Origin of the sequence: Mycolicibacterium litorale, from assembly GCF_010731695.1 — a bacterium.
GTDB lineage: Bacteria > Actinomycetota > Actinomycetes > Mycobacteriales > Mycobacteriaceae > Mycobacterium > Mycobacterium litorale.
In genome coordinates this window covers 1,989,780-2,014,017 of sequence record NZ_AP022586.1, presented here as the reverse complement: position 1 = coordinate 2,014,017, position 24,238 = coordinate 1,989,780, and the positions used below count along the sequence as shown (strand labels likewise).

The following is a 24,238-nucleotide window of genomic DNA, read 5'->3' as shown; positions in this document are numbered from 1 at the left end:
ACAGATCAGGTAACCGCTCCGAAGTCGAAGCAATTCCCGAGTCGACACGGCGATGTGGGATGCGCGGGCAACGTTCATGGCCACCATCGCCCACGGGGATGACAAGATCGGGCGTGACGACATGAGGTTCGCCGTTGGATCTCGTCTCGACCCGACAGGAGGGGCGCATGCGGCGGCTGTTCGCGTGGGCGATCACCTTGCTGCTCATCGCGATCGGGCTGTTGTGGCCGCTGGTGTTCGACAGCGGATCGGGCGGCGGCGGCACGGTCGACGACCCGGTGGTGATCAGTGACTACCGCGCCGACTTCACCGTCGACGATGCCGGGGAACTGACCGCGGTCGAAACGATCACCGGCGACTTCCCGTCCGACCGGCACGGCATCTTCCGCTATTGGGACGTGGCCAACCCGAACAGCCCGCGCGTCCGGCAGGAGCCCGAGATCGATTCCGTATCGCTCGACGGCGGTCCGGTGCCCTACGAGGTGCTGTGGGAGAGCCACCGGTTCCGGGTGGCCAAGATCGGCGACCCCGACCGCACGCTGGACGCGGGCAGCCACGTCTACGAGATCCGCTACCGCATTCCCGGTGTGCTCGATCCGGGGGCCACCGGCGCCGACCGCCGTTTCGCCACGGCCACCGGGGAATCCGAGGCGCCGTCGACGTTCTTCTGGAACGTTATCGCCCCGTCATGGAACAACCGGATCGACCGCGCCGAGATCACGGTCACGCTGCCCGCCGGTGTCACCGGCGCCCAGTGCAGCGTCGGGTTCGGGGTGGGTCAGCAATGCGCCGAACTGAGCGCGACGGGACGGACCGTGCGCGTCGAGGCGCGGGAGCTGCCACCGCGCACCCCGGTCACGGTGCGGATCGGTGTCGACGCGCCGCCGCCTGCCCGCGCCGAACTGCCCTGGGACTACCGCTGGGACCGCATCCTCGGGAGCTCCGTCGACGGCGTCGCCTGGATGCTCGGCCTGACGGCCGCCGCCGCGCTGGCCGGCTACCTGTGGCGCAGGGCGGTGGTCGAACGCCCGCCGGCCTTCCCGCTGCAGTACGCCCCGCCGCCCGGCATCGGCCCGGTCCAGGCCGAGTACCTCCGCACCGAGAAGGTGCCTTCCCACGGCTTGACGGCCACGCTGTACCACCTCGCCGAGCACGACCTCATCACGCTGCGCCAGGTCAACGCCAAACAGTGGGAGGTCCGCGGCACCGCGGGCAAGAGCCGGTGGGCCGACGTCGATCCGGTCAGCGTCGCGGTCGGATCCGCGCTGAAGATCATCGGCACAGGCACCGAATTCGAGGCCAAGCACACCGCGCGGTCGGGGGAGAAGCTGAGCAAGGCCCGCACCGACATGGCTGCCGCCGTCAAACAGTGGGCGCTCGACGAGGGCCTGATGGTCAAACGCGGACGCGAGGACTGGCTGCAGGTCGCGAACCTGCTGGCCGCCATCGGCGCCGTGTGCGCGTTCTTCGGCTGGGGTTTCGCGACCACCATGGCGAGCCTGCCGTTCGCGGCGTTCTTCGTCGTCACCGTCCCGTCGTGGGTCGCCGGCCTGGGCACCCGCCGCACCGCCGCGGGCCGCCAATTGTGGTCGCAGGTCGGCGGATTCCACCGGATGCTGTGCACCGACTCCGCCGAGGCCCGGTTCGACTTCGCTGCGCGCAAGGACCTCTACACCACGTATCTGCCGTTCGCCGTGGCCGCGGGCGTCGCCGCCCTGTGGGCGAAGAAGTACGAGACGGTGATGGGAATCGCTGCGCCGCAACCACAGTGGTATCAGTCCTCGCCGTCGTCGGGTTCCGATGGCAGCGGCGGCTTCGATGCGGGCGGCGGTTTCGACAGCTTCGAGTCGGCGTTGTCGTCCTCGATCAGCGCCTACACCGCCTCGCAGGCGGCGTCGTCGTCGAGCAGCAGCAGTGGCGGCAGCAGCTTCTCCGGCGGTGGCGGCGGAGGCGGCGGCGGAGGAGGAGGGGGCGGCTCATGGTGAGGTTCGTGCTGGTGCTCGTGCTGCTGCTGGCGGTGGCCGCGCTGATCGCCTTCGTGGTCGGCTACAACAGGCTTCGCGCGGCCGACGTCCGCGTCGCCGAAGCGCTCGCCGGCATCGACGTCGAACTCACCCGCCGCGCCTCGCTGATCCCGAGCCTCGTGCACACGGTGCAGACCTTCGCCGCCCACGAGAAGGCGATCCTCGACCACGTCAGCACCGCGCGGGCAGCCGTGACGTCCGCGACCGCGGGGCGGTCGGTGGCCCAGCGCAGCGCGGCCGAGAAGGAACTCGACACCGCCGTCGGCCAGGTGCTCGCCCTCGGGCAGGCCCACCCGCAGCTCAGCTCGTCGAACAACTTCCTCGACCTGCAGCGCAACCTCGCCGACACCGAGAACAAGCTGGCCTTCGCGCGGCAGTACTACAACGACGCGGTCGCCACGCTCAACCGGCTGGCGACCACGATCCCGTGGATGTTCGTCGCCGGGGCCGCCGGGGTGTCCGAGCGTGAGTACTACCAGACGCCCCACTGAGCGCTCCCTAGACTGTCTCGGTGCGTCTCGTCTTCGCCGGCACCCCGGAACCCGCCCTGCCCTCGCTGCAGCGGCTGATCGCGTCTCCCCACCACGAGGTGGCGGCCGTGCTGACCCGCCCCGACGCGGCGGCGGGCCGGCGGGGCACGCCGGCGCCGTCGCCGGTCGCGCAACTGGCGCTCGACCACGGCATCCCGGTGCTCCGCCCGGCGAAGCCGAACTCCGAGGAGTTCGTCGCCGAACTACGGGAGATCGCACCCGACTGCTGCGCCGTCGTCGCCTATGGCGCGCTGCTGTCGGAACGGTTGCTCGCCGTTCCGCCGCACGGCTGGATCAACCTGCACTTCTCGCTCCTGCCGGCGTGGCGGGGCGCGGCGCCCGTGCAGGCCGCCATCGCCGCCGGGGACGCGGTGACCGGCGCGACCACCTTCCGCATCGAGCCTGCGCTGGACTCCGGCCCGGTCTACGGGGTGGTCACCGAGACGATCCGGCCCGCCGACACCGCGGGTGACCTGCTGGCACGGCTCGCGGAATCCGGCGCCCAGCTGCTCGAGAGCACCATCGACGGGATCGCCGACGGCCGTCTGCAGGCCGTTCCGCAACCGGCCGACGGCGTCACCGTCGCGCCGAAGATCACCGTCGAGGAGGCCAGGGTCCGCTGGGATCTGCCCGCCCACGTGGTGGACCGCCGCATCCGTGCCGTCACCCCGAACCCGGGCGCGTGGACGGTCATCGGTGACGTGCGGGTCAAGCTCGGGCCCGTGACCGTCGAGTCCGCCGAATCCCTGGCGCCGGGTGCGATCAGGGTGCTCAAGAACGCCGTGCTCGTCGGCACCGCCTCCGAACCGGTGCGGCTCGGCACGGTCCAGCCGCCCGGCAAGAAGCCCATGAACGCCGCGGACTGGGCGCGCGGCGCCCGGCTCGACGCATCGGTGTCGGCGCAGTGACCCGCCCGCCGCAGCGCCCGCAGCGCAACCGCCCGCAACCCCGCAAACCGCTGGATCCGGCCCGCCGCGTCGCGTTCGACGTCCTGCGTGCGGTCTCCGAACGTGACGCCTACGCGAACCTCGCGCTGCCCGCGCTGCTCAACGAGCGCGGCCTCGACGGGCGCGACGCCGGGTTCGCCACCGAGCTCACCTACGGCGCCTGCCGCAGCCGCGGCCTGCTCGATGCGGTGATCGAGGCCGCCGCCGGCCGCCCGGTGGACCGCATCGACCCCGTGCTGCTCGACCTGCTGCGGCTCGGGACGTACCAGCTGCTGCGCACACGCGTGGAACCGCACGCCGCGGTGTCGACCACCGTGGAGCAGGCGGGCATCGAATTCGACACGGCGCGAGCAGGTTTCGTCAACGGGGTGCTGCGCAAGATCGCCGGCCGCGACGAGGACTCGTGGGTGGCGGAGCTGGCGCCGCCCGCCGACACCGACCCGGTCGGGCACATCGCGTTCACCCATGCGCACCCGCGGTGGGTGGCCCAGGCGTTCACCGACGCGCTCGGCGCCCGCGCCGGCGAGCTCGACGCGCTGCTCGCCAGCGACGACGCCCGCCCGGTCGTGCACCTCGCGGCCCGGCCGGGTGCACTGAGCGCCGAAGAGCTCGCCGAGGCGGTCGGCGGCACCGTCGGCTGCTACTCGCCCTACGCGGTGTACCTGTCCGGCGGTGACCCGGGCCGCCTCGGCCCGGTCCGCGACGGCCGCGCCCTGGTCCAGGACGAGGGCAGCCAGTTGGTGGCGCGCGCGCTGACGCTGGCCCCCGTCGACGGCGACGCGGGCCGCTGGCTCGACCTGTGCGCCGGGCCGGGCGGTAAGACCGCGATGCTGGCCGCGCTCGCCCCCGGCCAGATCACCGCGGTCGAACCGGCGCCGCGCCGCGCGGAGCTGGTGGAGGAGAACACCCGCGGCCTCGACGTGGCGGTGTTGCGGGTCGACGGCCGCGACCCCGGGCTGGAACCCGGATTCGACCGGGTATTGGTCGACGCGCCGTGCACCGGGCTGGGCGCGCTGCGGCGCCGGCCCGAGGCTCGATGGCGGCGCCAACCCGGCGACGTGCCGGGGCTGGCCCGCCTGCAGCGCGAACTACTGGCGTCGGCGATCCGGCTCACCCGCCCCGGCGGAGTCGTGCTGTACGCGACCTGCTCACCGCATCTGGCCGAGACTGTCGGCGTGGTCGCGGACGCGCTGCGCCGGCACCCGGTCACCGCGCTGGACACCCGGCCGCTGTTCGACCCGGTCGACGACCTCGGCGACGGTCCCTACGTCCAGCTGTGGCCGCACCGCCACGGCACGGACGCGATGTTCGCCGCGGCGCTGCAAGTAACCTGATCCGCATGGCGCACCCCCTCATCGCACCGTCGATCCTGTCGGCCGACTTCGCCCGGCTCGCGGACGAGACCGCTGCTGTCACCGGGGCGGACTGGCTGCACGTCGACGTGATGGACAACCACTTCGTGCCGAATCTCACGCTTGGTCTGCCGGTCGTCGAATCGCTGCTGAAGGTGACCGACATCCCGATGGACTGTCACCTGATGATCGAAAACCCCGAGCGGTGGGCGCCGCCGTACGCCGAGGCCGGCGCGCACAACGTCACCTTCCACGCCGAGGCCACCGACAACCCGGTCGCCGTCGCCCGCGACATCCGGGCGGCCGGCGCCAAGGCCGGGCTCTCGGTGAAGCCGGGCACGCCCATCGATCCCTATCTGGAGATCCTCCGCGAGTTCGACACCCTGCTGATCATGTCCGTCGAACCGGGTTTCGGCGGGCAGAAGTTCATCCCCGAGGTGCTGCCGAAGGTGGGCATCGTGCGCCGCCTGGTCGACGCCGGTGAGCTGACGGTGCTCGTCGAGATCGACGGCGGCATCAACGAGGACACCATCGCCGCGGCCGCGGAGGCCGGCGTGGACTGCTTCGTCGCGGGATCGGCCGTCTACAGCGCCGAGGACCCGGCCGCGGCGGTGCGCTCGCTGCGCGGGCAGGCCGCAGCCGCGTCCAAGCATCTGTCCTGATGACACCCGAGGCCGCCATGCGGCTGGCCGTCGAGCAGGCCGACCGCGTCAAGGGCGGCACCTATCCGAATCCCCCTGTGGGAGCGGTCATCCTGGACGCCGACGGCCAGGTGGCCGGCGTGGGGGCGACCCAGCCGCCTGGCGGCCCGCACGCCGAGGTGATGGCGTTGCGCCGCGCAGGCAGCAAGGCGGCCGGTGGCACCGCCGTGGTGACGCTGGAGCCGTGCAACCACCAGGGCCGGACCCCGCCGTGCGTGGATGCCCTTCTCACGGCCGAGGTTTCGGCCGTGGTGTACGCGGTCGCCGATCCCAACCCGGTCGCGGCCGGGGGAGCGGCGAGGCTCGAAGAAGCCGGGGTCACCGTGACTGCCGGAGTGCTCACCGACGTGGTGGCCGGTGGCGTGCTGCGCGAGTGGCTGCACAAGCAGCGCACCGGAAAGCCGCACGTCACTTGGAAATTCGCGACCAGCGTGGACGGCCGCAGCGCCGCCGCCGACGGCAGCAGCCAGTGGATCACCAGCGAGGCCGCCAGGGCGGACGTGCACCGCAGGCGCGCCGTGGCCGATGCGATCGTGGTCGGCACCGGCACCGTGTTCGTCGACGATCCGGTGCTGACCGCGCGACTGCCCGACGGCAGCCTCGCCGAGCGTCAACCGCTCCGGGTGGTGGTCGGCCGGCGCGAGATCTCCCCGGACTCCCGTGTGCTCAACGACGATTCGCGAACGATGGTGATCCGCACCCGCGATCCGCACGAGGTGCTGCGGGCACTGTCCGACCGCACCGACGTGTTCCTCGAGGGCGGCCCCACGCTGGCGGGCGCATTCCTGCGGGCCGGGGTGATCGACCGCATCGTCGCCTACGTCGCGCCGATCCTGCTCGGGGGACCGATCACCGCGGTCGACGACGTCGGGGTGTTGAGCATCGCGCACGCGCAGCGGTGGCGGTTCGACGGCGTCACGCCGATCGGGCCCGACGTCCTGCTGTCGCTCGTTCCCGCCTGAAGCCACGTTTGCGCGGACGGCGCATCCTGAACGATCTGTCAGTGGGCGTCCGGCGAATTCCCAATCGTGGGGAGTCAATTCGGTGGTCCCCGTCGTTACACTCAGTACGAAGCGCTTTCACTGACGATGTGCGCGCGATGAGCACGAACAAAGGGATGTAAGCGTGACAGCACTGCAGGACTGGCTGAGTTTTCCGCCGGTCACCCCACGCGCCGTGGGTTCGTTCGTCTGGGGCCCGCTGCGCAGCGTGCTCCCCGGCCGTTCCGAGGAGCAGGACGACCCCCGACTGATCCGCCCCGGTATCGAGCGCTGCTGACTCAGCCGTCGTGCCGGTGCCTACCGGGCGGTGTCTGCCGCGGCAGCTGCGCGGTCTGATCGCCGTCCGACGGGCCACCCGCCACGTTGATGAACTGGGTGGGGGTGTCGTCGGCGGCGACGTCGGCCTCATCGATCCCGTCGATCGGTTCGTCGGCGTGCTCGTGGCGGCCGCTGATCAGGAGACCGAGCAGCGCCCCGACGATGCACACCACCACGGTGACCATGAAGATGTCGCCGTACTGCAGGACGTACGCCGCGCGGTAGCGGTCCGCCTCGGCGGCCAGCCGCTCGGCCAGCGTGTCCGCCCCCGGCGGGAACGGCAGCGTCTGCAGATGCTGGTTGAGCCGGTACAGCCCCCACGCGGACAGCGCGGCGATACCGATCAGCATGCCGATCATGCGGGCCACCACGACCGCGGCCGAGGCGATGCCGTGCTGGGCGGCGGGCACCACCCGCAACGTCGCCGAGGTCAGCGGGCCGATGACCAGGCCGAGGCCGATCCCGGCGATCACCAGGTCGGTGTCCAGGACCGGCAGGCTGATGAAGCCCAGGTCGTGGCGGGCCGACAACAGGTCGACCGGCCACTTCGAGATCAGGAAGTACCCGCCCGCGGCGATCAGCAGGCCGGCGAACGCCACCAGCCGGTCACCGACGCGGCTCGCGAGCCAGCCGCCGAGCAGCGCCCCGATCGGCAGTGCCACCAGGAAGCGCAGCAGCAGGAAGGCCGCCTCGTTCTGGCTCTGGCCGAGGATGCCCTGGCCGAACAGTTCGACGTTGACCAGCGTCACCATCAGCGCCGCACCGGCGCAGAGCGACGCGCCCAGCGCCGCCAGGAACGGCCGGAAGTGCACACCGGCCGGTTCGATCAGCCGGGTGCGGGCGAAGCGCTCCCACACGAAGAACGCGACCGCCGCCACCGCGGCGCCGATCAGCACCGGCGGACCGTACGGCGGCAGGATCTGCTTCCCGTCCGGCGCCGGGTTGTACAGCCCGATCACGGCCATCCCGAGCGCCAGCGCAAGGAGCAGGCCACCGGCGACGTCGACGCGTTCGGGACGGTCGGATTTCTGCCGGGCCGGGAGGCTGAAGTGGATCATCACCATCGCGATCGCCGCGAGCGGCACGTTGATCCAGAACACGTCGCGCCAGGTGTTCAGCGCGGCCACCACGGCGATGCCGTAGAGCGGGCCGAGCACGCTGCCGAGTTCCTGGGCCGCGCCGATGCCGCCGAGCACCGAGGCGCGGTTGCGGGCGGCCCACAGATCGGCGGCCAGCGCCAGCGTGACCGGCAGCAGCGCACCGCTGGCCGTGCCCTGGATGGTGCGGCCGATGACCATCGGGATCAGGTCGTTGGACAGTGCGGTGATCACCGAGCCGAGCGCGAACCCGGCGAGGCTGAGCTGCAGGACGAACTTGCGGCCGAACCGGTCCGACGCGCGGCCCAGCAGGGGCATCGCGGCGATGTAGCCCAGCAGATACCAGGTGATGATCGGCGTGACCCGCTGGATCTGATTGATCGCGATGCCGATGTCGAACATGATGTCGCGGATGATCGTCACCACGACATAGGTGTCGAGCGCCCCGAGCAGAACCGCGAGGCTGCCCGCGCTGATCGCGATCCGGCGGCTGCGGCTCGTGGTCGCCGGATCGGTGGCCGCGCTCGTCATCACACCGCCGGCTTTGTGACGGTGACCTGCTTACCCCAGTCCGACAGCGTCATCGTGACGCTGTTGCCCGGGCTCGGCTCGAGCTTGGCCTGCGCCAGGTTGTGGCTGCCTTCCTCTTCGATCCACGCCGTCGCGGGCACCGGGCCGGTCGCACCGATCTGCGGGGCGATGGCGTTGACCGCCTCGGCGCTGACGGTGCCGGTGACACGCACCGTGTCGACGCCGCTGACGTTCTCGCGGCCGTCGGCCTTCGGATCGCTGAAGTTGGCGAGGACGTTGGCCAGGCCCTTCTCCGGGCTGAGGATGGCCGCGACGTCGTAGATGTCGGCCGCGGGGCCGAAGTCCTGGAAGCTGCCGGCGCTGATGGCGCCGTACAGGTTGCCGTCGGCGACCACGAACTCCACGCCGTCGAGGCGCTGGCCGAGGAACACGATGTTGGCCTTGCCGGAGGCGGCGACCGCGGGCGTGTTGGTCAGATCGCCTTCCAGCGATTCGATCGGCAACTGCTCGATGGTGCCCTGCACGGTCAGCTTCAGGTGCACGCTCTGCAGATCGCGCGTGGTCTGGGTGGATTGCTGCAGCAACGTCGCGGCGTCGGGCAGCGGTTTGTCGGAATCGTCCGAGGACGAGGAGCAGCCGGCGACGAACAGCGCGGCGGCGAGGAGGACGGCGATGAAGGCCTGGGCAGCATGGCGAGAGCTCGTCGGCATGACTGCATCGTAGAGGGTGAGCGCCCGGGTGCCCGGTTGCGCTGTCGGCGCGGGCCACCCGCTGCGGGGACTAGCCTGGTCGCGTGTTCACGGGAATCGTCGAAGAAGTGGGCGAGGTCGTCGGCAAAGAAGACCTCGCGGACGCCGCGCGGTTGGTGATCCGCGGCCCGGTCGTCACCGCCGACGCCGGCCACGGTGACTCGATCGCCGTCAACGGGGTCTGTCTGACCGTCGTCGAGATCCAGCCGGGCGGGGTGTTCACCGCGGATGTGATGGGCGAGACGCTCGATCGCTCCAGCCTGGGCGTCGTCGGAGTGGGCAGCCACGTCAACCTCGAACGCGCCGCCGCCGTCAACAGCCGCCTCGGCGGACACATCGTGCAGGGCCACGTCGACGGCACCGGTCATGTGATTGCGCGCACACCGTCCGAACACTGGGAGGTCGTGCGCATCGCGCTGCCCAGCGCGCTCGCGCGTTACGTCGTCGAGAAGGGTTCGATCACCGTCGACGGCGTCTCCCTGACCGTATCCGCTCTGGGTCGTGCCTCGGAAAACGACTGGTTCGAGGTGTCGTTGATCCCCACCACCCGCAACCTCACCACGCTCGGGACCGCGCCCATCGGGACCCCGGTGAACCTGGAGGTCGACGTCATCGCGAAATACGTCGAACGGCTGATGAGCACGTCCACTGAGTAACACTGGCAATATTCGACGCGCCCCGGTGGTTCATACTGAAGCGAGGACGTTGATTTCTCCTGGTTCCGCGCGTGCGGGACCGGTAAGGGTGGCAGAGGATGACCAGGCTCGATTCGGTCGAACGGGCGATCGCGGACATCGCGGCCGGTAAGGCCGTGGTCGTGATCGACGACGAGGACCGCGAGAACGAAGGCGATCTCATCTTCGCCGCCGAGAAGGCCACCCCGGAGCTGGTCGCCTTCATGGTCCGTTACACGTCGGGCTACCTGTGCGTGCCGCTGGACGGCGCGATCTGCGACCGGCTCGGACTCCTGCCGATGTACGCGGTCAACCAGGACAAGCACGGCACCGCCTACACGGTCACCGTGGACGCGAGAAATGGTGTGGGAACGGGCATTTCGGCGTCCGACCGGGCGACCACGATGCGTCTGCTCGCCGATCCGACCAGCACCGCCGACGAGTTCACCAAACCCGGCCACGTCGTGCCGCTGCGCGCGAAAGACGGTGGTGTGCTGCGCCGTCCGGGCCACACCGAGGCCGCGGTGGACCTGGCCCGGCTCGCCGGGCTGCAGCCCGCCGGCACCATCTGCGAGATCGTCAGCCAGAAGGACGAGGGCGCGATGGCCCAGACCGACGAGCTGCGGATCTTCGCCGACGAACACGATCTCGCGCTGATCTCGATCGCCGACCTCATCGAATGGCGCCGCAAGCACGAACGGCACATCGAGCGCATCGCCGAGGCCCGCATCCCGACCCGGCACGGGGAATTCCGCGCGGTCGGCTACACCAGCATCTACGACGACGTCGAACACGTGGCGCTGGTCCGCGGCGACGTCGCGGGTCCGCACGGCGACGGCCACGACGTGCTCGTGCGGGTGCACTCCGAATGCCTGACCGGTGACGTCTTCGGTTCCCGCCGCTGCGACTGCGGCCCGCAACTGGACGCCGCGATGGCGATGGTCGCCCGCGAGGGCCGCGGCATCGTGCTCTACATGCGTGGTCACGAGGGCCGTGGTATCGGCCTGATGCACAAACTGCAGGCCTATCAGCTGCAGGACGCGGGCGACGACACCGTCGACGCGAACCTCAAGCTCGGACTCCCCGCCGACGCCCGCGACTACGGCATCGGCGCGCAGATCCTCGTCGACCTCGGGGTGCGGTCGATGCGCCTGCTGACGAACAACCCGGCCAAGCGCGTAGGGCTGGACGGCTACGGCCTGCACGTCATCGAACGGGTCCCGCTGCCGGTGCGGGCCAACGCCGAGAACATCCGCTACCTGATGACCAAGCGGGACCGGATGGGCCACGACCTGGTGGGCCTCGACGACTACGACGAAGCCACCAACATGGACGACTACGACGAGGGCGTGTACCTGCTCGGCGACCGCCGCCCCGATCTGGGCGGTGCCCGTTGAGCGGTGGCGCGGGAGTACCGGAGTTGCCACAGCTCGACGGTTCGGGCCTGAAGCTGGGCATCGTGGCGAGCACCTGGCACGAGAAGATCTGCGACGCGCTGCTCGACGGCGCGCTCAAGGTCGCCGCCGACGCCAAGGTCAGCGATCCGACCGTGGTGCGGGTGCTCGGTGCCATCGAGATCCCCGTCGTCGCGCAGGCGCTGGCCGCCGAACACGACGCCGTGGTGGCGCTCGGTGTGGTGATCCGCGGGCAGACACCGCATTTCGACTACGTCTGCGATGCGGTCACCCAGGGGCTGACCCGGGTGTCGCTGGACGCCTCGACGCCGGTCGCCAACGGGGTGCTGACCACCAACACCGAGGAGCAGGCGCTCGACCGCGCCGGGCTGCCCGGTTCGGCCGAGGACAAGGGCGCTCAGGCCGCCGCCGCGGCGCTGTCCACGGCGCTGACGCTGCAGGGGCTGCGCGGCCACTCATGAGTGATCGGGACCGGGGACAAGACTGGGATGTGGTCATCCGGCCGCACCTCACGCCGTACTTCGCCTACGCCGCGGCCGCGGTGATCGTCGCGGCCCACGTCACCGTCGGATTCCTGCTCAAGGTCGGGTCCAGCGGCGTCATCTTCCAGACCGCCGACCAGGTCGCGATCGGACTGCTCGGCGTGATCATCGGCGGGGTGGTCACGCTGTTCGCGCGCCCCCGGGTGCGGGTCGGCCCGCGCGGCCTCTCGGTGCGCAACCTGTGGACCGACCGCATCCTGGACTGGTCCGACGTCGTCGGTGTGTCGTTTCCGCGCAGTGCCCGCTGGGCCAGGGTCGACCTGCCCGACGACGAGTACATCCCGCTGATGGCCATCCAGGCCGTCGACAAGGACCGTGCCGTGGAGGCGATGGAACGGCTGCGCGACGCGATGGCGCGCTACCGCTCACACACTCAGTGACATCGCCAGCTCGTGGCGTGGGCCCACGAGCGCTGCGGCGACGCGGAAACCCATGCTCTCGTACACCCCTCGCGCGACCGTGTTGTCGGCGGCGACCCGCAACGTCACGGTCCGCACGCGCTGGGTGCGCGCCCAGTCCACCGCCGCCTCGACCAGCGGCCGCGCCAGGCCGTGCCCGCGCGCGTCGGGATCCAGCCACAGCGAGTACAGGTACACCGACTCCGCGTTCTCCCGCTGCGCGCTGATCAGCCCGGCCGGGCGGCCGTCGATCAACACCGTGAACTGGGCGTGTTCGCGCAGCCGGCGGCGCCACTGCGCGGCGGTGAACGACGATTCGTGCCGGTACTGGGGGTCGTCCACGCCCAGCGAATCGGTCAGGGCGCGCAACCGCACGACGGCGAACTCACGCCAGTTCGCTTCGGTCAGCCGGGTCACGCGTGGTGCGGTCACTCGGTCCGACTTCCCAAAGTGGCTACGCTCCTGCCCGCCGACCGTCGCCCATGACCATTCCCTCGCGGCGGGGGTCCGCACCGCCGATCCAGCCCTGCTGGTCCCGGACGATCACCGAGAGTCCGCTGGACTGGTCGGCCAGGTCGACGCGGTGGCCCAGTCTGCGCAGCCCCGTCACGAGCGGATCATGGTCGCCGTTGTCGGAGACGTCGATGTTGGGGTGTTCGCCGCCGACGTTGGTCTCGGGGGTGTTGTCGGCGCCGAAGTCGACCATGCCGACCGCCTGCTGCGGATCCAGGCCCCAGTCCAGCATGCCCACAACGGTTTTCACGACGAACTGGATGATCACCGCACCGCCGGGGGAGCCGACGACCGCGTAGAGCGGACCCCGGGTGCCCGGCGGGCCGGGCGGTTTGTCGAACACCAGCGTGGGGGCCATGGTGCTGCGCGGCCGCTTACCGGGTTCGACCCGGTTGGCCACCGGAACGCCGTCGGGCCCGGCGGGTTCGGCGGAGAAGTCGGTCAGCTGGTTGTTCAGCAGGAAGCCGTCGACCATGTGGAACGAACCGAACGCCGATTCGACGGTGGTGGTCAGCGACGCCGCGTTGCCGTACGAGTCGACGATGCTGACCTGGCTGGTCCCGTGCTCCGGGGGTTGCGGCGTGGGCGCGGCGGGCGGCCCGAACTCACCGGGTTTGGCGGTCCCCATGGTGCGCTGCTCGGAGATCAGCGCCGAACGGCCCCCCAGATAGGCGTTGTTCAGCAGGGTGTCCGGTGTGCCGCCCGGCAGCGGGACGAACGCGGTGTCGGCGACGTAGCGGTCCCGGTCGGCGTAGGCGAGGCGTTCGGCTTCGGAGATGAGGTGCACGCCCATCACGTCGGGCCTGCCGCCGTTGAGGTCGATGTCGTCGGGCCGGTACTTGTTCATCGGGAACCGCTCGAGCATGCCGAGCGTCGCGAGCACCGCGATACCGCCCGACGACGGCGGTGGCATCCCGCAGATCTCCTTGCCGCGGTACGGCCGGCACAGCGGCTCGCGGACCTCGACGGTGTAGCGGGCGAGATCCTCGAGGGTCATCATGCCGGGCGTGCGTCCGCCCGAGGTGTCCGCGGCGGCCTCGACGACGGCCTCCGCGATCGCGCCGGTGTAGAAGGCGTCGGCACCCTGGGTCGCGATCGCGCCCAGGGTTTTCGCGTAGGCCGGGTTGGTGAGGCGGCTACCCGGGACCTTCGGGCTGCCGTCGGCGTTGAGGAAGTACGCGCCCGCCGCGCGATCGAGGCGCAGCTCGGTGCGGCTGTCGGCGATCGCCGCCGCCAGGCGCGGGCTGACGTCGAACCCGTCGTCGGCCAGGGAGACGGCGGGATCGAACAGCTCCCGCCACGTCGACTTGCCGTGCGCGTCGTGGACGGTCTGCAGCATCCGCACGATGCCCGGGACCCCGATCGATCGCCCGGACGCCCGCGCGTCGGGTTTCGGGGCAGTGCGGTCGGTGTCGCTCACCCACCGCAGGTAGTTCTCGGTGGCCGCGGCGGGCGCGACCTCGCGGCCGTCGTAGGCCTGGATCCGGCCGGATGCGGCGTCGTAGTAGAGCAGGAAGCCGCCGCCCCCGATCCCCGAGGACTGCGGTTCGACGAGCCCGAGCATCGCCTGCGCGGTCACCAGCGCGTCGGCCGCCGTCCCGCCGTCGCGCAGCACCCGGCACGCCGCCTGGGTCGCCAGCGGGTTGGCCGTCACCACCGAGTAACGGGCGGTGCGCACCGGGGTCATGTCCTTGCGGTAGCCGGTCTCGATCTCGGGCTCGTTGGCCAGGTCGGGGGGTGTTTCGGCCGACGGTGACGCGGCGGGCGTCTTCGGGGTCGGGGTGCCGTTCGACACCATTTCGCAGGGGACCGGCGCCGGGGTCGGTGGGGGCTGTTGGGCATCGGAACACCCGGCCACGATCAACACGACCCCTCCGAGCAGGGCGGTGAGCTTCTGCACCGGGGTCAGCATCCGCACCCTTCGACGGTAGCGGAGTCATGTGCGGCCTGTCCGCGGGTCGCACCGGTCCTGACCGTCCGACCCGCCGCAGTAATCTGGGAACGTGCCCGATCCAGCGACGTACCGGCCGGCGCCCGGGTCGATCCCCGTGCAGCCCGGTGTGTACCGGTTCCGCGATCCGCACGGCCGGGTGATCTACGTCGGCAAGGCCAAAAACCTGCGCAGTCGGCTCACGTCGTACTTCGCCGACATCACCAGCCTGGCCCCACGGACCCGGCAGATGGTGACCACCGCGGGCAGCGTCGAGTGGACCGTCGTCACCACCGAAGTCGAGGCGCTGCAACTCGAATACAACTGGATCAAGGAGTTCGATCCGCGGTTCAACATCAGATACCGCGACGACAAGTCGTATCCGGTCCTGGCCGTCACCCTCAACGAGGAGTACCCCCGGCTGATGGTGTACCGGGGCCCGCGCCGCAAGGGTGTGCGCTACTTCGGGCCCTACTCGCACGCCTGGGCGATCCGCGAGACGCTGGACCTGTTGACCCGGGTGTTCCCGGCGCGCACCTGTTCGGCCGGAGTGTTCAAGCGGCACAGCCAGATCGACCGGCCGTGTCTGCTGGGCTACATCGACAAGTGTTCGGCGCCGTGCGTCGGGCGGGTCAGCGCGGAGGAGCACCGCCGCATCGTCCTCGACTTCTGCGACTTCCTCGCCGGCAAGACCGACCGCCTGGCCCGCGACATGGAACTGCAGATGACCGAGGCGGCCGAACAGCTCGACTTCGAACGCGCAGCGCGGTTGCGGGACAACATCGGTGCGCTCAAACGCGCGCTGGAGAAGCAGGCGGTGGTGTTCGGCGACGGCACCGACGCCGACGTGGTGGCCTTCGCCGACGACGATCTGGAGGCGGCCGTCCAGGTGTTCCACGTCCGCGGCGGCCGCGTGCGCGGCCAGCGCGGCTGGATCGTCGAGAAGTCCGGGGAGCCGGGCGAATCCAGCCAGGCGCAGCTGGTCGAGCAGTTCCTCACCCAGTTCTACGGCGAGCAGGCCGAGCTCGGCGTGGCCGGCGACAACGCGCTCGACGAGGCGACCAATCCGGTGCCGCGGCAGGTGCTGGTGCCGTGCCTGCCGGACAACTCCGACGAACTGGCCGCGTGGCTGACCGGCCTGCGGGGTTCGCGGGTCAGCCTGCGGGTGGCGCAACGCGGCGACAAGAAGGCGCTGGCCGATACGGTCAAACGCAACGCCCAGGACGCGCTGGCCCAGCACAAACTCAAGCGGGCCGGCGACTTCACCGCCAGAACCGCTGCGCTGCAGAGCATTCAGGAGAACCTCGGTCTGGCCGACGCACCGCTGCGGATCGAGTGCGTCGACATCAGCCACGTCCAGGGCACCGATGTGGTGGCGTCGCTGGTGGTGTTCGAGGACGGGTTGCCCCGCAAATCGGACTACCGGCACTATGCGATCCGCGAGGCCGCAGGCGACGGCCGCAGCGACGACGTCGCGTCGATCGCCGAGGTCACGCGGCGCCGGTTCTACCGCCACCTGCACGACACCCAGCATCCGACGGAACTGTCCGCCGAGGGCAAATCGCGCAAGTTCGCCTACCCGCCGAACCTGTTCGTCGTCGACGGCGGCGCGCCGCAGGTCAACGCCGCGCAGGCGGTGCTCGACGATCTGGGGATCAGCGACGTGGCCGTGATCGGTCTGGCCAAACGCCTCGAGGAGGTGTGGGTGCCCGCCGAGCCCGACCCGGTGATCTTCCCCCGCAACAGCGAGGGGCTCTACCTGCTGCAGCGGGTCCGCGACGAGGCGCACCGGTTCGCCATCGCCTACCACCGCAGCAAGCGGTCCAAGCGGATGACGGCGTCGGCGCTGGACTCGGTGCGCGGGCTCGGCGAGCACCGGCGCAAGGCGTTGGTCACGCACTTCGGTTCGGTGGCGCGGCTGAAGGAGGCGTCGGTCGAGGAGATCACCGCGGTGCCGGGAATCGGTGTGGCCACCGCGCGGGCGGTGCTGGAGGCGCTGGGGGCGCCGCAGGACGCGCCAGCCGATTCGGGCGCGGTGGCAGCGGTCATCGAGGATGATCAACGCAGGGCATCGGGATGACAGAGTCGAATATGAGCGAGCAGCTGCGCAACGGCAGTGTCGACGGGGGCGTCGAGGGGGATGTGGATCACCCGGAATCGGGGATCGACGTCGTCCTCGTGACCGGGCTGTCCGGAGCCGGCCGCGGGACCGCGGCCAAGGTGCTCGAGGATCTGGGCTGGTACGTCGCCGACAACCTGCCGCCGGAGCTGATCGCGCGCATGGTGGAGCTGGGGCTGGCCGCCGGTTCGCGCATCACCCAGTTGGCGGTCGTGATGGACGTGCGTTCGCGCGGGTTCACCGGCGACCTGGACTGGGTGCGGCGGGATCTGGCGACCCGCGACATCACCCCCCGGGTGCTGTTCCTCGAGGCCAGCGACGACATCCTGGTGCGCCGTTATGAGCAGAACCGGCGCAGCCACCCCCTGCAGGGCGGCCAGACGCTGGCCGAGGGCATCGCGCGGGAACGCGCACTGCTCGCCTCTGTCCGCGCGTCGGCCGATCTGGTGATCGACACGTCGACGCTGTCGGTCCATGCGCTGCGGGAGAGCATCGAGCGTGCCTTCGGCGAAGAGGTCGTCGCGGAGACCAGCGTGACCGTGGAGTCGTTCGGCTACAAGTACGGGCTGCCGATGGACGCCGACACCGTCATGGACGTGCGGTTCCTGCCCAACCCGCACTGGGTCGACGCGCTGCGCCCGCACACCGGACAGCATCCCGACGTGCGGGATTACGTCCTGGGCCAGCCCGGCGCGGAGGAGTTTCTCGACACCTACCATCGACTGCTGAACGTCGTGATCGACGGATACCGGCGGGAGGGGAAGCGCTACATGACCGTCGCGATCGGCTGCACCGGCGGTAAGCACCGCAGTGTGGCGATGGCCGAGGCGTTGGCGGGGCGTCTGCAAGGCGGTGACGAGCTCACGGTGCGGGTGCTGCACCGGGATCTGGGGCGCGAATGAGCTTCCCCGCACGCGAGGAGGACAGATGAGCCCTCGCATCGTTGCCCTCGGCGGTGGGCACGGGCTGTATGCGACGCTGTCCGCCGCGCGGCGGCTCACCCCGCACGTCACCGCGGTGGTCACTGTCGCCGACGACGGCGGGTCCTCGGGCCGGCTGCGCAGTGAACTCGATGTCGTGCCACCCGGTGATCTGCGAATGGCGTTGGCGGCGTTGGCTTCTGACAGTCCGCACGGACGGTTGTGGGCGACCATCATTCAGCACCGGTTCGGCGGCAGCGGAGCGCTGGCCGGACATCCGATCGGCAACCTGATGCTGGCCGGCCTCTCAGAGGTGCTGGCCGATCCGGTCGCCGCGCTCGACGAACTGGGCCGTGTGCTCGGCGTGAAGGGCCGGGTGCTGCCGATGTGCCCGATTGCGCTGCAGATCGAGGCCGACGTCGCCGGTCTGGAGTCCGATCCCCGGATGAGCCGGGTGATCCGTGGCCAGGTCGCGATCGCGACGACCGTCGGCAAGGTGCGCCGGGTGCGGCTGCTGCCGGGCAATCCGCCGGCCACCCGGCAGGCCGTGGACGCGATCATGTCGGCCGACCTGGTGGTGCTGGGGCCGGGGTCGTGGTTCACCAGTGTGATCCCGCACGTGCTGGTGCCGGAACTCGCCGCGGCGCTGCGTGCCACCGCCGCACGCCGCGCCCTGGTGCTCAACCTGGCGGCCGAACCGGGGGAGACGGCCGGATTCTCCGTCGAGCGGCACATCCACGTGCTGTCGCAGCATGCGCCGAACTTCACGGTGCACGACATCATCGTCGACGCCAGCCGGGTGCCCAGCGACCGGGAACGCGACCAGCTGAGCCGGACGGCGAGAATTCTCGATGCCCGAGTGGAGTTCGCGGACGTGTGCCGACCTGGTACACCTTTACATGATCCGGCAAGACTGGCCGCGGCACTCGAAGGTGTGCGGCTGCGCGGAGCGGTGGGGGACCGCGATGAGGTGCCGACTGCCTCCACCCCGACGAACCGACCGAGAGGTGACGACTCGTGGCGATGACAGCCGAGGTCAAAGACGAGCTGAGCCGACTCGTGGTGAACTCGGTGAGCGCTCGCCGCGCCGAGGTCGCGTCGCTGTTGCGTTTCGCCGGTGGACTGCACATCGTGTCCGGCCGGGTGGTGGTCGAGGCCGAGGTCGACCTCGGGATCATCGCCCGCAGGCTGCGCAAGGACATCTACGACCTCTACGGCTACAACGCCGTCGTACACATGTTGTCCGCCAGCGGTATTCGCAAGGGCACCCGGTACGTGGTGCGGGTGGCCAAGGACGGTGAGGCGCTGGCCCGCCAGACCGGGCTGCTGGATCTGCGGGGCCGCCCGGTGCGTGGTCTGCCGGCCCAGGTGGTGGGCGGCAGCGTTGCCGACGCGGAGGCCGCCTGGCGGGGCGCGTTCCTGGCGCACGGTTCGCTGACCGAACCGGGGCGCTCCTCGGCGCTCGAGGTGAGTTGCCCGGGTCCCGAGGCGGCGCTGGCGCTGGTGGGGGCCGCCCGCAGGCTCGGGGTGAGCGCCAAGGCGCGGGAGGTGCGCGGCAGCGACCGGGTGGTGGTGCGCGACGGGGAGGCGATCGGTGCGCTGCTGACCCGGATGGGCGCCCAGGACACCCGGCTGACGTGGGAAGAGCGCCGGATGCGGCGTGAGGTGCGGGCGACCGCGAACCGGCTGGCGAACTTCGACGATGCGAACCTGCGCCGCTCGGCGCGCGCAGCGGTCGCGGCGGCCGCGCGGGTGGAGCGCGCACTCCAGATCCTCGGTGACACCGTGCCCGACCACCTGGCCACCGCGGGCAAGCTGCGCGTCGAGCACCGCCAGGCCTCGCTCGAGGAACTGGGCCGGCTTGCCGATCCGCCGATGACGAAAGATGCTGTGGCGGGCCGCATTCGACGGCTGTTGTCGATGGCGGACCGCAAGGCCAAACAGGACGGCATCCCGGACACCGAGTCCGCGGTGACGCCCGACCTGCTCGAAGACGCCTGAGCCCCAGCGCTATTCGGGTTCGTCGTCCTCGCCCTGCGCATGGGTCAGGTCGTCGATCGAGCCGACTGCAGCTCGGCGACCGACGCCAACAGACGGTCGACCACTGCACTGAACTCCCCATCCATGACTCGAACACTAGTTCGAATCACTGACAGAGACGCCCGCGTTGTGACTGCCGGTACTGCCGGGACAGATGGGTTTCTCGGCTGCGACTAACGTGGCCGGTATGGGCATTCTCAGAGTCGGCGTCGTGACCCCGGTCCCGCCCTTCACCGGTGTGAACGGCGACGCCGGCCTCGACATCGACCTCATGGCCGCGATCGCCGACGCACTCGGCGACCGGCCGGAGATCGTGGCCTACGAGCGGTACGGCGACGTGGTCGACGCCCTGGAAGCCGGTGAGGTCGACGCTGCGGTGGGCGGACTCACCGCCTCCGGAGACCGCGCCGCCTTCGCGCCGCCGTACCTCATCACCGGCCAGGCGCTCGCCGTCGACACCCGGCGCCACCCGCACGCGCATTCGGTCGGCGACCTCGACGGCTTGACGGTCGCCGTGCAGCGAGACAGCACCGCCGAGGAGTACGCGACGACATCGCCGGCCGGTTCGGTCAGGGTGTGCGACCACCTCGACATCGAGGGATGTGACGGCATGATCGCGCTTGCGCCGGTGCTCACCGAACTCACGAAGACCCTCCCCGGCGTCGACGTCGTGCAGAAGGGGTTGTCGATCGAGCACATCGCGATCGCGGTCGCCGAACACGACCAGCAGATGCTCAGCCGGATCACCGTCGCGCAGGCCGAGTTGGAGGAGGCGGGCACCCTGCAGCGGCTCCGGCGCAAATGGCTGGGCAATCCGTACGCCGACCAGAGCCTGGCCGTGCACTGACCAGCCCGCGCATCCGGAAACCCACCCAACTAGGCTGACCAGTGAGCAATACACCAGAGGCAGACAGGGGAGATCCACGTGACAATCCGGGTAGGCGTCAATGGCTTCGGCCGAATCGGCCGCAACTTCTTCCGGGCCTTGGCGGCCCAGAAGCTCGAAGGTAAGAACACCGATGTCGAGATCGTGGCGGTCAACGACCTCACCGACAACGAAACGCTCGCGCACCTGCTGAAGTTCGACTCGATCCTCGGCCGGCTCCCGTTCGACGTCGAGGTCGAGGGCGAGAACATCATCGTCGGTGGTGACACCCTCAAGGGTCTGTCGATCAAGGAAGGCCCCGCCGCGCTCCCCTGGGGCGACCTGGGCGTCGACGTAGTCGTCGAATCGACCGGCATCTTCACCAAGCGCGACAAGGCCCAGGGTCACCTGGACGCGGGCGCCAAGAAGGTCATCATCTCCGCGCCGGCCAGCGACGAGGACATCACCATCGTGCTCGGCGTCAACGACGACAAGTACGACGGCAGCCAGAACATCATCTCCAACGCGTCGTGCACCACGAACTGCCTCGGCCCGCTGGCCAAGGTCATCAACGACGAGTTCGGCATCGTCAAGGGCCTGATGACGACGATCCACGCCTACACGCAGGATCAGAACCTGCAGGACGGCCCGCACAAGGATCTGCGCCGGGCCCGCGCCGCCGCCATCAACATCGTGCCCACCTCGACCGGTGCCGCCAAGGCCATCGGCCTGGTGCTGCCCGAGCTGAAGGGCAAGCTCGACGGTTACGCGCTGCGCGTGCCGATCCCCACGGGTTCGGTCACCGACCTCACCGCGGAGCTGAGCAAGTCGGCCACCGTCGACGAGATCAACGCCGCGATGAAGGCCGCCGCCGAGGGTCCGCTGAAGGGCATCCTCAAGTACTACGACGCGCCGATCGTGTCGAGCGACATCGTCACCGATCCGCACAGCTCGCTGTACGACGCCGGCCTGACCAAGGTCATCGACAACCAGGCCAAGGTCGTCTCCTGGTACGACAACGAGTGGGGTTACTCCAACCGCCTCGTCGACCTGGTCTCGCTCGTCGGCAAGTCTCTCTAAATGGCCGTCAGAACACTCGACGATCTCCTGAAGGAGGGCGTCGAGGGCCGGGGTGTGCTGGTGCGCTCCGACCTCAACGTCCCGCTCGACGGTGGCACCATCACCGACCCGGGCCGCATCATCGCCTCGGTGCCGACGCTCAAGGCGCTGGTCGACGCGGGCGCCAAGGTCGTGGTGACCGCGCACCTCGGCCGGCCGAAAGACGGTCCGGACCCGAAGTACTCGCTGGCGCCCGTAGCGGCGGCCCTCGGGGAGCAGCTGGGCAGGCACGTCCAGCTCGCCGGTGACGTCGTCGGCACCGACGCGCTCGCGCGGTCCGAGGGCCTCACCGACGGCGACGTCCTGCTGCTGGAGAACATCCGCTTCGATCCCCGCGAGACCAGCAAGGACGACTCCGAGCGGCTGGCGCTGGCCAAGGCTCTGGTCGAACTCGTCGGCGACGACGGCGCCTTCGTCTCCGACGGCTTCGGTGTCGTGCACCGCAAGCAGGCATCGGTGTACGACGTCGCGACGCTGCTGCCGCACTACGCGGGCACGCTGGTGGCCGCCGAGGTCAAGGTGCTCGAACAGCTGACCAGTTCGACCGACCGCCCGTACGCGGTGGTGCTCGGCGGCTCGAAGGTCTCCGACAAGCTCGCGGTCATCGAATCGTTGGCCAAGAAGGCCGACAGCCTGGTGATCGGCGGCGGGATGTGCTTCACCTTCCTTGCCTCACAGGGTGTCTCGGTCGGCAAGTCACTGGTGCAGCCGGAGATGGTCGACACCTGCCGTGAGCTTCTCGACACCTATGCCGACGTGATCCACCTGCCGGTCGACATCGTGGTGGCGCCGGAGTTCTCCGCCGACGCTGAGCCGGAAACCGTTGCCGCCGACCGCATTCCGGAAGACAAAATGGGGCTCGACATCGGCCCCGAGTCGGTCAAGCGGTTCGCCGCGCTGCTGTCGAACGCCAGGACGGTGTTCTGGAACGGCCCGATGGGCGTGTTCGAGTTCCCGGCGTTCGCCGCGGGCACCAAGGGTGTGGCCGAGGCGATCATCGGCGCGACGGCCAAGGGCGCCTTCAGCGTCGTCGGCGGTGGCGACAGCGCGGCGGCCGTGCGCCAGCTCGGCCTGGGCGAGGACGGGTTCTCCCACATCTCGACCGGGGGCGGCGCATCGCTGGAATACCTCGAAGGCAAAGAACTGCCCGGCATCCGAGTACTGGAGTCCTGACACATGGCCCGTAAGCCGCTCATCGCCGGCAACTGGAAGATGAACCTCAACCACTTCGAGGCCATCGCGCTGGTGCAGAAGATCGCCTTCTCCCTGCCGGAGAAGTACTTCGACAAGGTCGACGTGACGGTGATCCCGCCGTTCACCGACCTGCGCAGCGTGCAGACCCTGGTCGACGGCGACAAGCTGCGCCTGACCTACGGCGCGCAGGACGTCAGCCAGCACGACTCCGGTGCCTACACCGGGGAGATCAGCGGGGCGTTCCTGGCCAAGCTGGGCTGCAGCTTCGCCGTCGTGGGGCATTCGGAGCGGCGCACCTATCACCACGAGGACGACGCCCTGGTGGCCGCCAAGGCCGTCGCGGCGTTCCGGCACGGCATCACGCCCATCGTGTGCATCGGAGAACACCTCGAGGTGCGCGAGTCCGGCAACCACGTCGAACACTGCGTCGACCAGCTGCGCGGCTCGCTGGCGGGACTGACCTCCGAGCAGATCGGGCAGGCCGTCATCGCCTACGAGCCGGTCTGGGCGATCGGCACTGGCCGGGTGGCCAGCGCGGCCGACGCGCAGGAGGTCTGCAAGGCCATCCGTGACGAGCTGGGCTCGCTGGCCTCGCCCCAGCTGGCCGCGGGCGTCCGCGTGCTCTACGGCGGATCGGTCAACGCCAAGAACGTCGGTGAGATCGTCGCCCAGGAGGATGTGGACGGCGCGCTGGTGGGTGGAGCCTCCCTGGACGGTGAGCAGTTCGCCACACTGTCGGCGATCGCCGCAGGTGGGCCGCTTCCCTGATCGCGGCGCGCGGCCTGTAGGCTGTCGCCCATGGTTTTAGCGCTGCAGATCACGTTGATCGTCACCAGCTTGCTGGTGGTGCTTCTGGTGCTGCTGCATCGCGCCAAGGGCGGCGGCCTGTCCACCCTGTTCGGTGGCGGTGTCCAGTCGAGCCTGTCGGGCTCCACGGTCGTCGAGAAGAACCTGGACCGGCTGACCCTGTTCGTGGTCGGCATCTGGGTGGTCTCGATCGTCGGCATGGCGCTGCAGATCAAGTACAGCTGACCCCGTCACACGCCGGTTGCCGCAGGCTCGCGGTGGGTATCGAATGGGTATGGCTGGAAACGACAACCCCGATATCAGCGACGTGATGGTGCCGACCGAAGAGGTCCACCCCGACCATCGTGAGCACGCGAAGGAACCGCGTCCGATCGACGACGACGAGATGGCCCGCCGCGTCCAGCACGAGCGCGACATCACCGGCGCCGACAAGCCCGCCAACGACGTCTGAG

25 protein-coding genes are annotated in these 24,238 nt (G+C 70.1%); 21 read left to right on the top strand and 4 right to left on the bottom strand.

The window, feature by feature from the left end; all coding sequences use genetic code 11:
• The first annotated feature begins 167 nt into the window (after positions 1-167).
• From G6N30_RS09385 to G6N30_RS09355, 7 genes are all read left to right on the top strand, one after another.
• Entirely contained in the window at positions 168-1,985 is a 1,818-nt protein-coding gene (locus G6N30_RS09385) for a DUF2207 domain-containing protein (RefSeq protein WP_134052136.1), read from the top strand.
• Positions 1,979-2,515 carry a LemA family protein gene (locus G6N30_RS09380; protein WP_134052134.1) on the top strand — a complete coding sequence of 179 codons (537 nt, stop codon included), beginning with the start codon at positions 1,979-1,981 and terminating at the stop codon, positions 2,513-2,515. Before G6N30_RS09385 ends, G6N30_RS09380 begins: the two co-directional genes overlap by 7 nt.
• 20 nt (positions 2,516-2,535) lie before the next feature.
• The gene (fmt, locus tag G6N30_RS09375) at positions 2,536-3,462 is read left to right on the top strand and encodes a methionyl-tRNA formyltransferase (protein ID WP_134052132.1); all 927 of its coding nucleotides are present in this window, start codon (positions 2,536-2,538) and stop codon (positions 3,460-3,462) included.
• The gene (locus G6N30_RS09370) at positions 3,459-4,835 is read left to right on the top strand and encodes an RsmB/NOP family class I SAM-dependent RNA methyltransferase (protein WP_134052130.1); all 1,377 of its coding nucleotides are present in this window, start codon (positions 3,459-3,461) and stop codon (positions 4,833-4,835) included. The genes fmt and G6N30_RS09370 overlap by 4 nt, the downstream gene beginning before the upstream one ends.
• Before the next feature lie 5 nt (positions 4,836-4,840).
• The gene (gene rpe, locus G6N30_RS09365) at positions 4,841-5,515 is read left to right on the top strand and encodes a ribulose-phosphate 3-epimerase (RefSeq protein WP_134052128.1); all 675 of its coding nucleotides are present in this window, start codon (positions 4,841-4,843) and stop codon (positions 5,513-5,515) included.
• A complete protein-coding gene (gene ribD, locus G6N30_RS09360) occupies positions 5,515-6,516 on the top strand; it encodes a bifunctional diaminohydroxyphosphoribosylaminopyrimidine deaminase/5-amino-6-(5-phosphoribosylamino)uracil reductase RibD (RefSeq protein ID WP_134052126.1) in 1,002 nt (333 codons plus the stop codon). The genes rpe and ribD overlap by 1 nt, the downstream gene beginning before the upstream one ends.
• Before the next feature lie 163 nt (positions 6,517-6,679).
• Positions 6,680-6,832, top strand: coding sequence for a hypothetical protein (locus tag G6N30_RS09355; RefSeq protein WP_163687485.1), 153 nt, complete (start codon positions 6,680-6,682; stop codon positions 6,830-6,832).
• Between the two features lies 1 nt (position 6,833).
• On the opposite strand, the gene G6N30_RS09350 is transcribed toward G6N30_RS09355, so the two are convergent.
• Together G6N30_RS09350 and G6N30_RS09345 are read right to left on the bottom strand one after the other, a co-directional pair.
• Entirely contained in the window at positions 6,834-8,501 is a 1,668-nt protein-coding gene (locus G6N30_RS09350) for an MFS transporter (protein ID WP_134052124.1), read from the bottom strand.
• Positions 8,501-9,211: an LppX_LprAFG lipoprotein gene (locus tag G6N30_RS09345; protein ID WP_134052115.1), complete on the bottom strand. Its 711-nt coding sequence runs from the start codon at positions 9,209-9,211 to the stop codon at positions 8,501-8,503. Before G6N30_RS09345 ends, G6N30_RS09350 begins: the two co-directional genes overlap by 1 nt.
• An 83-nt stretch (positions 9,212-9,294) precedes the next feature.
• On the opposite strand from G6N30_RS09345, the gene G6N30_RS09340 reads away from it, so the two are divergent.
• The 4 genes from G6N30_RS09340 (at position 9,295) to G6N30_RS09325 (ending at position 12,261) form a co-directional block, all read left to right on the top strand.
• A complete protein-coding gene (locus tag G6N30_RS09340) occupies positions 9,295-9,906 on the top strand; it encodes a riboflavin synthase (protein ID WP_134052113.1) in 612 nt (203 codons plus the stop codon).
• A gap of 98 nt (positions 9,907-10,004) precedes the next feature.
• Positions 10,005-11,321, top strand: coding sequence for a bifunctional 3,4-dihydroxy-2-butanone-4-phosphate synthase/GTP cyclohydrolase II (locus tag G6N30_RS09335; RefSeq protein ID WP_134052111.1), 1,317 nt, complete (start codon positions 10,005-10,007; stop codon positions 11,319-11,321).
• Complete coding sequence (ribH, locus tag G6N30_RS09330; protein ID WP_134052109.1) at positions 11,318-11,800, top strand: 6,7-dimethyl-8-ribityllumazine synthase; 483 nt, start codon at positions 11,318-11,320, stop codon at positions 11,798-11,800. Before G6N30_RS09335 ends, ribH begins: the two co-directional genes overlap by 4 nt.
• Positions 11,797-12,261: a PH domain-containing protein gene (locus tag G6N30_RS09325; RefSeq protein WP_134052107.1), complete on the top strand. Its 465-nt coding sequence runs from the start codon at positions 11,797-11,799 to the stop codon at positions 12,259-12,261. The genes ribH and G6N30_RS09325 overlap by 4 nt, the downstream gene beginning before the upstream one ends.
• Here G6N30_RS09325 and G6N30_RS09320 read toward each other — a convergent pair.
• Together G6N30_RS09320 and G6N30_RS09315 are read right to left on the bottom strand one after the other, a co-directional pair.
• Positions 12,247-12,711, bottom strand: coding sequence for a GNAT family N-acetyltransferase (locus tag G6N30_RS09320; RefSeq protein ID WP_134052105.1), 465 nt, complete (start codon positions 12,709-12,711; stop codon positions 12,247-12,249). The genes G6N30_RS09325 and G6N30_RS09320 overlap by 15 nt on opposite strands.
• Before the next feature lie 22 nt (positions 12,712-12,733).
• Positions 12,734-14,704 carry a gamma-glutamyltransferase family protein gene (locus tag G6N30_RS09315; RefSeq protein ID WP_179965616.1) on the bottom strand — a complete coding sequence of 657 codons (1,971 nt, stop codon included), beginning with the start codon at positions 14,702-14,704 and terminating at the stop codon, positions 12,734-12,736.
• A gap of 91 nt (positions 14,705-14,795) precedes the next feature.
• Between G6N30_RS09315 and uvrC the strand changes: the two genes are divergently transcribed.
• From uvrC to G6N30_RS09265, 10 genes are all read left to right on the top strand, one after another.
• Complete coding sequence (gene uvrC / locus G6N30_RS09310; RefSeq protein WP_134052104.1) at positions 14,796-16,802, top strand: excinuclease ABC subunit UvrC; 2,007 nt, start codon at positions 14,796-14,798, stop codon at positions 16,800-16,802.
• Complete coding sequence (gene rapZ / locus G6N30_RS09305) at positions 16,799-17,743, top strand: RNase adapter RapZ (RefSeq protein ID WP_163687482.1); 945 nt, start codon at positions 16,799-16,801, stop codon at positions 17,741-17,743. Before uvrC ends, rapZ begins: the two co-directional genes overlap by 4 nt.
• Before the next feature lie 25 nt (positions 17,744-17,768).
• On the top strand, positions 17,769-18,788 hold the full coding sequence (yvcK, locus tag G6N30_RS09300; RefSeq protein WP_134052102.1) for a uridine diphosphate-N-acetylglucosamine-binding protein YvcK: 1,020 nt from the start codon (positions 17,769-17,771) through the stop codon (positions 18,786-18,788).
• On the top strand, positions 18,785-19,762 hold the full coding sequence (whiA, locus tag G6N30_RS09295; protein WP_134055104.1) for a DNA-binding protein WhiA: 978 nt from the start codon (positions 18,785-18,787) through the stop codon (positions 19,760-19,762). Before yvcK ends, whiA begins: the two co-directional genes overlap by 4 nt.
• Before the next feature lie 226 nt (positions 19,763-19,988).
• Positions 19,989-20,648: an ABC transporter substrate-binding protein gene (locus G6N30_RS09290; RefSeq protein WP_134052100.1), complete on the top strand. Its 660-nt coding sequence runs from the start codon at positions 19,989-19,991 to the stop codon at positions 20,646-20,648.
• A gap of 78 nt (positions 20,649-20,726) precedes the next feature.
• Positions 20,727-21,746 (top strand): type I glyceraldehyde-3-phosphate dehydrogenase, encoded by a 1,020-nt coding sequence (gap, locus tag G6N30_RS09285; protein WP_134052098.1) that lies wholly within the window; start codon positions 20,727-20,729, stop codon positions 21,744-21,746.
• Entirely contained in the window at positions 21,747-22,958 is a 1,212-nt protein-coding gene (locus G6N30_RS09280) for a phosphoglycerate kinase (RefSeq protein WP_134052096.1), read from the top strand.
• Positions 22,959-22,961: 3 nt separating this feature from the next.
• Positions 22,962-23,747, top strand: a complete 786-nt coding sequence (tpiA, locus tag G6N30_RS09275) for a triose-phosphate isomerase (RefSeq protein ID WP_134052094.1) — start codon at positions 22,962-22,964, stop codon at positions 23,745-23,747.
• Positions 23,748-23,777: 30 nt separating this feature from the next.
• Complete coding sequence (secG, locus tag G6N30_RS09270) at positions 23,778-24,011, top strand: preprotein translocase subunit SecG (protein ID WP_134052092.1); 234 nt, start codon at positions 23,778-23,780, stop codon at positions 24,009-24,011.
• 49 nt (positions 24,012-24,060) lie between these two features.
• Positions 24,061-24,237 (top strand): hypothetical protein, encoded by a 177-nt coding sequence (locus G6N30_RS09265; RefSeq protein WP_163687478.1) that lies wholly within the window; start codon positions 24,061-24,063, stop codon positions 24,235-24,237.
• The last annotated feature ends 1 nt before the right edge of the window (position 24,238 follow it).

Excerpts from the sequence above, each read along its gene's own strand:
- G6N30_RS09385 (WP_134052136.1), top strand. The coding sequence starts at position 168 with ATGCGGCGGCTGTTCGCGTGGGCGATCACCTTGCTGCTCATCGCGATC.
- G6N30_RS09380 (WP_134052134.1), top strand. The coding sequence starts at position 1,979 with ATGGTGAGGTTCGTGCTGGTGCTCGTGCTGCTGCTGGCGGTGGCCGCG.
- rpe (WP_134052128.1), top strand. The coding sequence starts at position 4,841 with ATGGCGCACCCCCTCATCGCACCGTCGATCCTGTCGGCCGACTTCGCC.
- ribD (WP_134052126.1), top strand. The coding sequence starts at position 5,515 with ATGACACCCGAGGCCGCCATGCGGCTGGCCGTCGAGCAGGCCGACCGC.
- G6N30_RS09350 (WP_134052124.1), bottom strand. The coding sequence starts at position 8,501 with ATGACGAGCGCGGCCACCGATCCGGCGACCACGAGCCGCAGCCGCCGG.
- G6N30_RS09345 (WP_134052115.1), bottom strand. The coding sequence starts at position 9,211 with ATGCCGACGAGCTCTCGCCATGCTGCCCAGGCCTTCATCGCCGTCCTC.
- G6N30_RS09335 (WP_134052111.1), top strand. The coding sequence starts at position 10,005 with ATGACCAGGCTCGATTCGGTCGAACGGGCGATCGCGGACATCGCGGCC.
- G6N30_RS09325 (WP_134052107.1), top strand. The coding sequence starts at position 11,797 with ATGAGTGATCGGGACCGGGGACAAGACTGGGATGTGGTCATCCGGCCG.
- G6N30_RS09315 (WP_179965616.1), bottom strand. The coding sequence starts at position 14,704 with ATGCTGACCCCGGTGCAGAAGCTCACCGCCCTGCTCGGAGGGGTCGTG.
- rapZ (WP_163687482.1), top strand. The coding sequence starts at position 16,799 with ATGACAGAGTCGAATATGAGCGAGCAGCTGCGCAACGGCAGTGTCGAC.
- yvcK (WP_134052102.1), top strand. The coding sequence starts at position 17,769 with ATGAGCCCTCGCATCGTTGCCCTCGGCGGTGGGCACGGGCTGTATGCG.
- whiA (WP_134055104.1), top strand. The coding sequence starts at position 18,785 with ATGACAGCCGAGGTCAAAGACGAGCTGAGCCGACTCGTGGTGAACTCG.
- G6N30_RS09290 (WP_134052100.1), top strand. The coding sequence starts at position 19,989 with ATGGGCATTCTCAGAGTCGGCGTCGTGACCCCGGTCCCGCCCTTCACC.
- G6N30_RS09280 (WP_134052096.1), top strand. The coding sequence starts at position 21,747 with ATGGCCGTCAGAACACTCGACGATCTCCTGAAGGAGGGCGTCGAGGGC.
- tpiA (WP_134052094.1), top strand. The coding sequence starts at position 22,962 with ATGGCCCGTAAGCCGCTCATCGCCGGCAACTGGAAGATGAACCTCAAC.
- secG (WP_134052092.1), top strand. The coding sequence starts at position 23,778 with ATGGTTTTAGCGCTGCAGATCACGTTGATCGTCACCAGCTTGCTGGTG.
- G6N30_RS09265 (WP_163687478.1), top strand. The coding sequence starts at position 24,061 with ATGGCTGGAAACGACAACCCCGATATCAGCGACGTGATGGTGCCGACC.